Genomic DNA, 12002 nt, shown 5'->3' with positions numbered 1-12002 from the left:
AAAGTAATGAAGAAAGTTTAAACATTGGATTATTTACCATAAATTTCTTCATTTTCCGCAATCACTTTATAACTAAACTTATATTTATGCCAATAATTTTCTTAAAAATCAGAAAAAACGTCAGATTTATTTTTAAAAATGCTTACTCTACTTCTTTATCTAAAACAAGAGTTTTATCTATCCAATTTATAAATTGTTGTAAATAACGCTGAAGATAACGTTTTGTTTGTTCGTCAGTAAGCACTTTCTTATCGGAATCAATCTTTTGATGTACTTGAGAAATCAGTACTTTTTGAAATGGAAGAACATGAACTTGCATAGTTTCTAGTATTTCTCTGATTTGCATCTGAGCATAAACAGTACCTAACCCCCCAGGAGTTGCTCCGATTAGGCCAACCGGTTTTCTGCTAAGAACTGCGGATTCCCGGGGTCTTGATGCCCAGTCCAATGCATTCTTTAATACGCCTGGAATTCCAGAATTGTACTCTGGACTTACAATAATGATACCGTCAACGTCCTGGATAGCAGATTTAAATGATGTCACTGTTTCTGGAACACTTATTTCTAAGTCTTCATTAAACAAAGGTAGATTATTTATCTCGATCCAACGAAATTGATGGGAATCATCCATCTCTGTTAATGATTGAGCAATGATTCGATTATAAGAGTTTTTTCGTAAACTACCACAAATAAGGCCTATAGTTTTTGTCATATATTTCCTCCCTTGTTAAAATCACCTCATCATACCATGATATACCAACGTAAAAAAAGTGGCTTTATGCCTAATCATCAAACTGTTTAATTTAATGAGGTGTTTAGTACAAATAATCTAGGATGTAAGGGTTTCTCATTAGTTTTCTTATTATTGGCTTGTGTTTGCAAGCTATGGCAAATAGACTAATGTCCTCTTTAAATAACCATATATTTCCGAATTTATTAACTATAAAAAAATTGGAGGGAGTGCAGAAATGGAAGAAAAGAAAGTTGCGTGGTTAGAACTATTTTATGATTTGTTGTTTGTGGCGATGGTTGCGGTTGCAACTCATGTTTTACTTCATGTTGAAGATGGTCATATCCATATAGAGTATTTAGTGAAATTTGTCTTAATTTTTATTCCGATCTGGTGGGTTAGGGAGAGGCAAACCATCTTTGTTAACCGTTTCGGAAAAGATTTATTTTATTAACGAATCTTTTTGATCCTGCAAATGTTTTTGTCCTAATAATGACATCAAGCTTGTCAGCAGATTTTGATCCTTATTATCTTTCTTTTTTAATAGGTTATATTGGGTTAAGGGCCGTGACTGCGATCCAATTTTTTTTTCCAGCGGATAGAAGCAGGAGTTCGTAAGCAAGGAGCACTCTTTCTAGGAAGATATTTTTGGATTGGAATCGTTATTTCAATATTATCCGTCTTTTTTGATTCTTGGATTCGGTATGCTGTGTTGTATTTCGTAATTCTTATCGATATTATTATCCCACTGCTTGGAAGAAAGTGTTTAGAAAAGGTTCCGACTAATACAGCCCACTTGTTTTTCATCAATATAGGTTTGAACAACACCGTTTGAAAATTTATCATTTTTGCTTGTTTTTAGGGATTTACCAGTCTTTTTTGTTATTAATTTGATTGTAGTAGTACCAAATATTATGATAATAGGACAATTAACCCTGTTTTTCATCATCTATGCTAAATTAACAACTACATAAATAAAAGCATCAATTAAACCAGTATCAATCTATAGTGCTGGTTTATTTGTATATATTGGTATTACTTCCATATGATATTGAATCAGTTTATCCATAAGTTGATTGAAATAAAAAATGGGTATTGTGAATAATTTTTCCATGCTTCTTATTTTAATAAAATTAAAGATCCAATATTTATAGACAATAAAAACTTTGGACAAAGGAAAAAACACCCATAAAGTCGCATATACAATTATCGACAAATTGGCGATGCTTTTTTAAGGTTAGTGTCTAACCAGAAATAAAAAGAGGAGTGAAAATAAAATGAGTAAAAAAACGATGGGTATTCACCACATTACTGCAATTGTTGGTCATCCTCAAGAGAATGTTGATTTCTATGCAGGTGTATTAGGTTTACGTTTAGTGAAAAAAACTGTCAATTTTGATGACCCAGGTACCTACCATCTTTATTTTGGTAATGAGGGTGGAAAACCAGGAACAATCATGACATTTTTTCCATGGGCAGGAGCTAGTCAAGGGAAAATTGGTGATGGTCAAGTAGGCGTTACATCGTATGTTGTTCCAAAAGGAGCTATGAAGTTCTGGAAAAAAAGACTGGAATCCTTCAATATTCCTTTTACCGTAAGGGAGCGCTTTAGCGAGGAATACTTGGAATTTGATGACCCTCATGGGCTACACTTGGAAATTGTTGAAAGGGAAGAAGGGGAAGTAAATGCATGGACCTTTGGCGGGGTAACACCTGAGGTAGCTATTAAAGGCTTTGGCGGTGCTACTTTATTATCGACCCATCCTGACAAAACGGCTTTATTGTTAGAAAACATATTGGGACTAGAATTAATCGGCAAGGATGGCGACTTTGCACGTTACCGTTCTTCAGCAGAAATTGGCAATGTTATTGACTTAAAATTAACGACAATAGGACGCGGGACAATGGGTGCTGGAACCGTACACCACATTGCATGGCGGGCAAAGGATGATCAAGACCAATTGGAATGGCAAAAATATGTTGAGGAAAACGGATATGGGGTAACTCCTGTACGAGATCGAAACTATTTTAATGCGATTTACTTTAAAGAACACGGGGAAATTCTCTTTGAGATTGCAACAGATCCTCCAGGATTTGCTCACGATGAACCTGAAGCGACGATGGGAGAAAAATTAATGTTGCCAGAGCAGTATGAACAGTCTAGAGGGAAGATTAAACAAAGTTTATTACCATTTGAGGTAAGAGAATTAGAGTTGTGAGCTGGTTAGCTGGTACAAATTAAGCAAAGTTAGGTGAGATTTTTCCATAGAGAGACCTAATTAATTTCTTGATCAAATTAATGAAGAGAATGGGAATGGTGAGGTTGCAAAAAACAACAGGGATCCATCATATAACAGCAATGGTGAACGATGCCCAAAGAAGTATTGATTTTTATGCTGGCATACTGGGGTTAAGACTTGTAAAAAAGACGATAAACTTTGATCGTCCAGAAGTCTATCATCTTTATTTTGGAAATGAAACTGGTCAACCTGGATCTGTTATAACTTTTTTTCCGTGGTCAAAGCAGTTAAAAGGCCGAATTGGAACAGGACAGGTTGGAGTAACCAGTTTTATAATCCCGAATCAATCGATTAAATTTTGGGAAAATCGTTTAGGGAAATTTAGAATCAGGTTTATTCAATCAGTACGTTTTGGAGAAAAATATTTACAATTTCAAGATCCAGATGGTCTCGAAATTGAATTAGTGGAACGAAATGAAGGGCCAAAAAATACTTGGAGTTTTGGGGAAGTCGATTCAGAGGTTGCAATTAAAGGGTTTGGTGGAGCTATATTAATTTCAACTCAGCCTAATAAAACTGCAAATGTGCTTGAAAACGTATTAGGGCTCGAATGTCTTGGGCAAGAAGCGAGCTTCCTTAGGTTTAAATCGGATGGTCAGTTTGGAAATACAATTGATATTAAGCTAACTCCTTCGGTTCGCGGGTTAAAAGGGGCTGGAACTGTTCACCATATCGCATGGAGGGCAAAGGATGACCAAGATCTATTGAGATGGAGAACACTTCTTCAAGATAAGGAGTATTATCCGACTGAGATTCGTGATCGAAACTACTTCAAAGCTGTGTATTTCCATGAACAAGGCGGTATCCTTTTTGAAATAGCGACAGATCCGCCAGGCTTTTCCGTTGATGAAGCTGTCGCTGAGCTTGGAAGTAAACTGATGTTGCCATCCTGGCTGGAGCCAAACCGAGAAGAATTAGAAGAAGCCTTACCTAATGTGGAAGTTCGCGTTCTGGAGGGAGATCAATCATGAAACATATATTTAATAAGGGTAAAGATTCAACGAAACCAACGTTATTATTACTACATGGTACTGGCGGAAATGAATTAGATTTATTACCTATAGCGGGAAGAATTGATGACGAGGCTTCAGTGCTAAGTGTCCGCGGAAATGTATTGGAAAATGGAATGCCTCGATTCTTTCGGAGATTAGCTGAAGGTGTATTCGATGAGGAAGATCTGATTTTCCGTACAAAAGAATTATATGAGTTTCTTGATGATTCTGCTGCAAAGTATAATTTTGATCGAGAAAACATGATTGCCTTTGGATACTCAAATGGAGCTAATATAGCTGCTAGTTTATTATTTCACTATCAAAATGCATTAAAGGGAGCCAGTCTCCATCACCCGATGGTACCGAGAAAAGGAATTGTTCTTCCTGATTTGTCAGGAAAATCAGTTTTTATTGCTGCTGGTAAAAATGATCCTATATGTTCGCCGATGGAATCTACTGAACTTCAATCCTTATTTGAAAAGGCTAATGCAAAAGTTGAAATTCATTGGGAAAATAGGGGGCATCAATTGACTGTTGATGAAGTTGAAGCTGCGGCTCACTGGTATCGTAGGGTCTTTTAAACTTTAGAAATACAAATTAATTTTTTTGTAAATAACTTAAAATTCGCAGAGTGAAATCGGATAAATAAGCCTTGATGTTTTAGGAAGGGCTGTGATTCCTAATTCCAACTTAATTGGAGATACCCCAATTGGAGTTGCTTAGAAATCTTTAATTCGATTTTTCAGTTTAGTTTTTTCAATATTTTTTAATAATTTACACACCTTGGTTTAAATAAATTGAATCTAATAATATTAGTTGATTTGATATTTTTTGAATAATTTTACAATTTCGATAGTAGGGAATATAATAATCCTATAAACATTTTGCAAAAAATATGTTAAATGTTTTGGAGTGAAGAGTTTTTTTTAGAGAAGCAAGAATATAGGTTTAATTCATGGGAGGAAATTTATATGGCAAAATTTACTGTAGGTAATGAAAATCATGCTCCAATTGAACTTTATTATGAGGACCAGGGTTCAGGGAAACCGGTTGTCTTAATACATGGTTGGCCTTTAAGTGGACGCTCTTGGGAATATCAGGTGCCAGCTCTTATTGAAGCGGGTTACAGAGTCATAACATATGATCGTCGAGGATTCGGAAAGTCATCCCAGCCATGGGAAGGATATGAATATGAAACATTTGCTTCCGATTTACATAAACTGTTAGAACATTTAGATCTTCAAAATGTCACACTTGTTGGTTTTTCTATGGGTGGAGGTGAGGTAGCTCGATACATTAGTACGTATGGAACAGATCGTATTGAAAAGGCTGTTTTTGCTGGAGCAGTTCCTCCTTATTTATACAAATCAGAGGATAATCCTGAAGGAGCATTAGATGATGCAACAATTGAAGAATTCAAAAGTGGCGTGATTAATGACCGCCTTGCATTTCTTGACAAATTTACGAAGGGATTTTTCGCGGCGGGTAATCAAACAGATTTAGTTAGTGAGCCATTCCGTTTATATAATCGGGATATTGCAGCCAGTGCCTCACCTAAGGGTACGCTCGATTGTATAACGGCCTTTAGTAAGACAGATTTTAGAAAGGACTTGGAAAAGTTCAATATACCTACTCTTATTATTCACGGTGACTCTGATGCAACTGTACCTTTTGAGTTAAGTGGAAAACGTACATATGATTCCATTCCTGGTAGTAAGCTCGCTCTAATAAAGGGTGGTCCGCATGGATTAAACGCAACTCATCCAAAAGAATTTAATGAAGCGTTACTAACATTTTTAAAAGATTAATAAAGTAATGACAATCCTATTTCAAATGAGAAGGAGGAGCAGTCTTTCTTTTTATAAGGTTGTAGGAAAACTCTTAATATGAAGCAGAAGTAGAGTGTTGCTTACTTTTAGTATAAATCACTCGTAGCAATTATTATTACATTGATATCAGGGATTGATTGGATAATTCTACACTTTTCAATACCCTTTTTGTTAACTGCAATTGCATTTTTGGGGTTCTGCAATAAAAAAGTTAGCTGTGATATATACAGTATTATAGCTATTAGCAGATCTAGGGCACCCCGAGATGTACTTGACCTTAATTGTTATAAATGTATTTCTAAAGGAAAAAGGCAGTCTAATACCTTCCTAGTTAATAGAAGAAACTCGTCAAAAAAGGAGCCTTTGCCCAAAGTGGTAAAGGCTTACTTTATATTTATTTCCCATTTCCGTCCTTGCATCGAAACCGTCTTTAACTGAAAGAGTGAATGACTTTTTCTTCTTTCAGTCTCTCTATCAACTGTTTATCAATTCTATCTCTACTTTGAATTATTCGATTGTTTTAAAGTTATATTTATGTGGATGTTTATTTAATTATTTTATTTAAACTAGCAGCTACTCCTATAAGAGTTAATAGAATCTTCGATATTCAAATGCATACTTGTAGGAAATTTATACTTTGTATAAAACCCTACAGCCGTTCCCCATACTAATATAGTCCAGACATATCCTTTTCATAATTCATCATATTTTGACGAATATCTTCTAAAGTTAATGTAAATGGAAGATAAATTTTGCCTAATATAGTTACTGAGTTAATTAATTTATTCTCGTAACTATAACCAATGAAGGGGAAACAGTATTGGATTGTTTTATGGGTTCAGGATGAACAGGGCAGGATACTATAAATCTAAATCGGAACTTTATTGGTTCAAATTAGACAATGATTACTTTAGACAATGATTACTTTATTGAAGCTTCGAATGCTTTACATAAAGTTACGACAAGTTACATGATGTAGTTGCTGTTTGAAACCTTCTGAAGCCATCGAATTACCACCTCTTGTGACAATTACGAAGACGGACTGCGGGAATGCAGCCAGTCAAACTTGTATTAACCGGGGTGGGATTTTCTGTGGTCCTCTCAGGTCTGATGCTTGTCCTTATTTCATCTGATGATTGACAAAAGGTGGATTTTATTACAAATTGGCTGTCAGGGAACATATGGGGTGCAGACCTGCTATTCTCATCCCCTTTACATTGTACAAAGCGACTCGGCTGAATCTTTTTGGGTTGAGTGAACCTATGCCAATAGGCAATAGGCTTAGGGGTATCAGTTGAAAAAAAGGGCGATCCTGTTGCTGACATCGGTTTCGCTTGCAGCAGCAGCAGCTGTCTTTGTCACAGGAGGCAGCGCCTTTGTCGGGCTCAGGGTCCGCACTTTGCAAAAGCTCTGGTCGGACCTCGAAATCAGCTCTTCCTGCCGTTAGCGATTATGATCAGCGCCTGGATGCTGCTTGTGGCAGATACTATCGGAAGAAACATACTTGAACCCAAAGACATACCTGCGGGGATTATGATCGCTTTAATAGGGGCTCCTTATTTAATGTTTTTGTTAATGAAGAGTAGGAGAAAAAGCATAATTTTTGTAAAAGCTGAAGATGTCTTCAGCTTTTTTTGTGTTTGCCTTATCATCTTCAAATCTCTGGCGCAGCGCAAATTGGAACATAATATAAGCCCGAACTGCGAAATATAACGATACATGCACTTACACGAATCCTACTTAAGCATGATTGACTTGGTTTTTTGATTTGATATAGTTTTAGGATGCTAAAGTGAGAAGATAAGATCAGACTAAAAAAATAGCCTTCTGCGAAAGGGGGTGCCTCCTTTGAAAAGCATACAAAGCCGTTTATTGATCATGCTGCTGATTTTCATCGTTCTGCCCTATTTCCTGTCCGTTTTTTTCATCTACACTTACACAAAAAACAGTGTGGAGCAGTATGAACTTGAAAACAGCCGGGAGCAGCTTCAGAAGAATGCGGATGAACTGGAGCAGTATTTTGACGACATGATTGATTTTCCATATATTCTGTACCGCAACCCTGATCTGTTTCGGATTTTTAAAAACGGCTTCGAAGACTCCATATATTTCAACCCTATGACCATGGAAAAGAGTCTTGAAACCTTTTATCTAATGAGAAACGAATTCCGGCAAATCCGTTTCTATATTGCTAAAAACAATGAGTCATTTACTGTCTATAATGCAATGGTCAGCACACACAGGTATCAGCCGGATTTTCTGAACCGGGACCCGATCAAACAGCTGTATACATCTGACTCACAATATTTGATTGAGCCGCCCCACCCTCTTGAGAATTACAATAATGCAGCCATTGTTCCAAAATCGGACAAAACGATGGTGATGACTTTTCACCACAAAATTATAGACGTTCTTTCTAAAAAGTTTCTTGGGATGATTACAATCGACATTGATTTGGGCGAATACGCCCGCATTTGCAATAACCTTGTCCAGGGAGACGCATCTTCAGTTTTGCTTATTGATTCAAAAGATCGTGTCATGTATGCAAATGATCGTGCCCTGATTGGAAAACCTCTTCCTGCCGAAGAAAAGCAACGTCTTGACGGGAATAGGAGCCGGCATGATGACGATATTCTCTTATCAAAAGAGTTATCAGGGTCACTGAACGGCTGGAAATTGATTAAGGTCATGTCGAGTCAGGCTTTATATGAAGATGTCAGGAAAACTGCCTATACCAATATCCTTGTCGGCATCGGCGTAGGAATACTGGGTTTGCTGATGATAGGCATTATCTCAAATAGGATTACCCGTCCCATTACGAGGCTGAGCAGCAAAGTCCGCTCCATTGAAGGCGGAAATATGAATGTCCCTTTTGATGATACCAGAAGCGATGAAATTGGCCATTTGGAGTCCCACATGAAGGACATGATGAACCGGATCAATTCCCACATTGACCGTGAATATAAGCTTGAAATTGAAAACAGGAAGAACCAGTTCAGGGCGTTAAAATCACAGGTTAATCCTCATTTTTTGTTTAACGCTTTACAATCCATCGGCGCTGTTGCCCTCAGGTCGAATGCACCAAAGGTCTATCAATTGCTGACTTCGCTGTCCAAAATGATGCGCTACTCAATGCAGGCAGATCAATGGGTACGGGTTCGGGATGAAGCTGAGTATACAAAAGCGTACCTCTCCCTTCAAACAGAGCGTTTTGGTGAAAATGTAAGTTATTCGGTCAATATCGATGAGTCCATTTTGGACATGACTATTCCAAGTATGATTCTGCAGCCCCTGGCAGAGAATTTCTTTAAACACACGTATGAGGAAGGGTACAGCAACGCTCATTTGTCCATTAACGGGGAAAAACAAGGAAACGATCTGTGCTTTACTGTTGAGAATGATGGTCCGGGTCTGAGGGAAGAAGAGCTTCAGACACTACGGGAACATATCTATACACCCCCTTACGAAGGGACTTATTCGCATGAACATATAGGCCTGAAGAATATTCGTGACAGGCTGCTTCTAGGGTATGGACCAAGTGCAGAAATGAAAGTAGATTCGAATGACGGGCTGGGGTTTTCCGTCAGCATGAGGATCCCGATAAAGAGCCCCTTGGGAATGATAAAGACTTACTTCAGGAAAGGAGATGAACACGGTGAAAGCACTGATTGTCGATGATGAATTCAATGTGCGGGACGTCATACGCCATTTAGGCCAGTGGGAAACTCATGGCATCACCAAGCTATTGGAAGCCAAAAATGGCCATGAGGCAAAAGCACTGATTGAAAAAGAACGCCCGGAGATTATCTTTACAGACGTGAAAATGCCTGGTATGGGCGGAATCGAACTGATTGAGTGGCTGGATTCCATTTCCTATCCTGGGAAAGTTATTTTCATTACTGGTTATAACGATTATTCCTATATGCGCAAAGCCATTCAGCACAGCAGCTTTGATTACCTGCTGAAGCCGATTGAGTATGAGGCGTTCAATCATACACTGGAAAAATCGGTACAAGCCTGGAAGGATGACTTTGAACATGCTGAAGTGCTGGAAGATGTGAAAAAACTGCGGAGAAACCAGTTAGCCACTGCGATATGTCTGGGGGACCGTTCGGATTCAAGCAGCCTGGCCGAGTTTCTTCCTGAATCGGAGGGCTATATGCTGACGCTGCTCTCCTTTTACCAGATGCACAATCCGGATCTCTATATCCAAAAGCTTTCAGATGAGCTTACGGACCGCAAATTTGGAAATGCGTTTTCCCTGCAGACGGATCTTAACCTCTGCCTTGTTATCACCATTCGCGATCAATGGCTCTCCGTTGAGGAATGGATCAGCCAGGAGTTCGATATCCCGGTAAGGCTTGTAACTGAAGAGCAGGTCGAAACTTTATCGGATATCAGGACCTCGTTTCAGGCTCTGCAGAAAAAGCTCGAGGAACAAAACTTCCGATCCATCCACCGTCTGGATGAAATAGATGCCGCTCGCCGCATGGAAGACATGGTTTCCTATGTTGACATGTATTATATGGAGGATTTGAGTCTGGAAAAGCTGTCGAATGTTTTCTTTTTAAGCCGCGAGCATATCTCAAGAAAGTATAAGCAAGAAACCGGAATGACCCTGTCCAAATACATCACGGAGCTTAGAATCAGCCAAGCAAAGTCGTGGCTGAAACAAAAAGACAAAAGCATTTATTCCATCTCTACCATGCTTGGCTATCAAGATGAAATCTACTTTTCAAAGCTATTTAAAAAGGTCGTCGGCATGACGCCTTTTGAGTTCAGGAACAGGAACGATCAACATGAATCTAAAGGGGTGACATGATGAAAAACAGGTTTTTATCCCTTTTGTTAATCGGAGCCGTCAGCCTGCCTCTTTCTGCATGTCAGGATGAAGCCCCTCCAGAAAAAACAAAAAAGACAGAGCGGAAAATCACGCTGGATTTAAGGAATCCGAAAGTGGAAATCTCCACTCAATTTGAAGAAATGACGCGTGCTTATGAACGGGAAAATCCTCACGTCAATATCAGGGTACATACTGTTGGAGGGGCAATGGATGACCTCGCCGACCTAAAAGCCGAAATGGCGACCGGCACTGGTCCGGATATCTTTACAAACAGCGGCTATGAAAATGCCAAGCTGTGGCGGAACTATCTGGAGGATCTTTCAGGGGAGCCCTGGATTAATCAAGCATACAAAGAATCCCTGACGCCAGTCACATTGGACGGGAAAATTTACGGAATGCCGGTTAACCTTGAAGGGTATGGCTTTATCTATAATAAGGATCTATTTAAACAAGCCGGCATTACTGACCAGCCCGCCACTCTTTCTGAATTGACAGCAGCTGCCGAAAAGCTGCAGAATGCAGGCATTACTCCCTTTGCAACAGGCTATTATGAAGACTGGAAATTGGGAGACCATCTAATGAATGTTGCTTTTGCCCAGCAAAAGGATACTGATGCTTTTATAAGAAATTTAAATAACGGAACGGAAAAAATCAGTACCAATCAAACATTTAAGGATCTCCTTGCCCTGCTGGATCTCACCATAAAGTACGGAAACGATAATCCACTGTCTACGGACTATACAATGGAAGTGAATCTGTTTACCTCCGGAAAAGCAGCCATCATTCAGCAAGGCAACTGGATTCAGCCGATGATCGATCAAGCTTCGCCTGACATGAACATCGGTTTTATGCCGATTCCGATTAATGACCGACCTTTAAAGGAAGCCCTTGTCGTCAGCGTTCCAAATTATTGGGCCGTAAATAAACAGTCCATTCCTGAAAAGAAAAAAGAAGCCAAGAAATTTTTAAATTGGATGGTGTTGTCAGAACAAGGAAAACGGTTCATGACGGAAGAATTCAAATTCATTCCTGCGTTTAAGAACATTAAAACTGATGATATAGGGCCGCTCGCAGAAGAAACACTTCGAAATTACAAAGATGGGAACACCGTCCCATCTAACTGGTTTCACTTCCCTGTTGAAATTAGGGAAGAATTCGGAGCCGCGACTCAGCTCTATGTCGGGAAACAGCTGAACCGCAATCAGCTGCTCAATGAATATCAGAAGTCCTGGGAGAGGTTTTCGAAGGAATAGCCTCTTGCCGGGGCTTTTTTTGCCTTTTACAACTGCGATATCAATATACGACTAA

The 12002-nt window shown here is 38.8% G+C and carries 8 protein-coding genes and 2 pseudogenes; 9 read left to right on the top strand and 1 reads right to left on the bottom strand.

The window, feature by feature from the left end:
- Nucleotides 1-142 precede the first annotated feature (142 nt).
- Complete coding sequence (locus ACJ9PY_RS14360) at nucleotides 143-712, bottom strand: NADPH-dependent FMN reductase (RefSeq protein ID WP_411738406.1); 570 nt, start codon at nucleotides 710-712, stop codon at nucleotides 143-145.
- A gap of 256 nt (nucleotides 713-968) precedes the next feature.
- Between ACJ9PY_RS14360 and ACJ9PY_RS14355 the strand changes: the two are divergent.
- From ACJ9PY_RS14355 to ACJ9PY_RS14315, 9 genes and pseudogenes are all read left to right on the top strand, one after another.
- Nucleotides 969-1704: pseudogene (locus ACJ9PY_RS14355) on the top strand (low temperature requirement protein A).
- A 303-nt stretch (nucleotides 1705-2007) separates the two neighbouring features.
- Nucleotides 2008-2949, top strand: a complete 942-nt coding sequence (locus tag ACJ9PY_RS14350; protein ID WP_411738405.1) for a ring-cleaving dioxygenase — start codon at nucleotides 2008-2010, stop codon at nucleotides 2947-2949.
- A 95-nt stretch (nucleotides 2950-3044) separates the two neighbouring features.
- Nucleotides 3045-4001, top strand: coding sequence for a ring-cleaving dioxygenase (locus tag ACJ9PY_RS14345; protein WP_063576002.1), 957 nt, complete (start codon nucleotides 3045-3047; stop codon nucleotides 3999-4001).
- Nucleotides 3998-4603 (top strand): alpha/beta hydrolase, encoded by a 606-nt coding sequence (locus ACJ9PY_RS14340; RefSeq protein ID WP_411738404.1) that lies wholly within the window; start codon nucleotides 3998-4000, stop codon nucleotides 4601-4603. The genes ACJ9PY_RS14345 and ACJ9PY_RS14340 overlap by 4 nt, the downstream gene beginning before the upstream one ends.
- A gap of 390 nt (nucleotides 4604-4993) precedes the next feature.
- Entirely contained in the window at nucleotides 4994-5830 is an 837-nt protein-coding gene (locus ACJ9PY_RS14335; RefSeq protein ID WP_054395612.1) for an alpha/beta fold hydrolase, read from the top strand.
- 1059 nt (nucleotides 5831-6889) lie between these two features.
- Nucleotides 6890-7432: pseudogene (locus ACJ9PY_RS14330) on the top strand (FecCD family ABC transporter permease); the annotation flags it as partial.
- A 267-nt stretch (nucleotides 7433-7699) separates the two neighbouring features.
- Nucleotides 7700-9529: a sensor histidine kinase gene (locus tag ACJ9PY_RS14325; RefSeq protein WP_411738403.1), complete on the top strand. Its 1830-nt coding sequence runs from the start codon at nucleotides 7700-7702 to the stop codon at nucleotides 9527-9529.
- Nucleotides 9507-10673 carry a response regulator gene (locus ACJ9PY_RS14320; RefSeq protein ID WP_411738402.1) on the top strand — a complete coding sequence of 389 codons (1167 nt, stop codon included), beginning with the start codon at nucleotides 9507-9509 and terminating at the stop codon, nucleotides 10671-10673. Before ACJ9PY_RS14325 ends, ACJ9PY_RS14320 begins: the two co-directional genes overlap by 23 nt.
- Entirely contained in the window at nucleotides 10670-11947 is a 1278-nt protein-coding gene (locus ACJ9PY_RS14315) for an ABC transporter substrate-binding protein (RefSeq protein ID WP_411738401.1), read from the top strand. The genes ACJ9PY_RS14320 and ACJ9PY_RS14315 overlap by 4 nt, the downstream gene beginning before the upstream one ends.
- The last annotated feature ends 55 nt before the right edge of the window (nucleotides 11948-12002 follow it).

This window comes from Peribacillus sp. S4, from assembly GCF_046715815.1.
Taxonomy (GTDB): domain Bacteria; phylum Bacillota; class Bacilli; order Bacillales; family DSM-1321; genus Peribacillus; species Peribacillus frigoritolerans.
This window is presented reverse-complemented; position numbering and strand designations above follow the sequence as displayed.

Bases quoted from the DNA above. Each gene is read 5' to 3' on its own strand.
- ACJ9PY_RS14360 (WP_411738406.1), bottom strand. From the start codon at position 712: ATGACAAAAACTATAGGCCTTATTTGTGGTAGTTTACGAAAAAACTCT.
- ACJ9PY_RS14350 (WP_411738405.1), top strand. From the start codon at position 2,008: ATGAGTAAAAAAACGATGGGTATTCACCACATTACTGCAATTGTTGGT.
- ACJ9PY_RS14345 (WP_063576002.1), top strand. From the start codon at position 3,045: ATGGTGAGGTTGCAAAAAACAACAGGGATCCATCATATAACAGCAATG.
- ACJ9PY_RS14340 (WP_411738404.1), top strand. From the start codon at position 3,998: ATGAAACATATATTTAATAAGGGTAAAGATTCAACGAAACCAACGTTA.
- ACJ9PY_RS14335 (WP_054395612.1), top strand. From the start codon at position 4,994: ATGGCAAAATTTACTGTAGGTAATGAAAATCATGCTCCAATTGAACTT.
- ACJ9PY_RS14315 (WP_411738401.1), top strand. From the start codon at position 10,670: ATGATGAAAAACAGGTTTTTATCCCTTTTGTTAATCGGAGCCGTCAGC.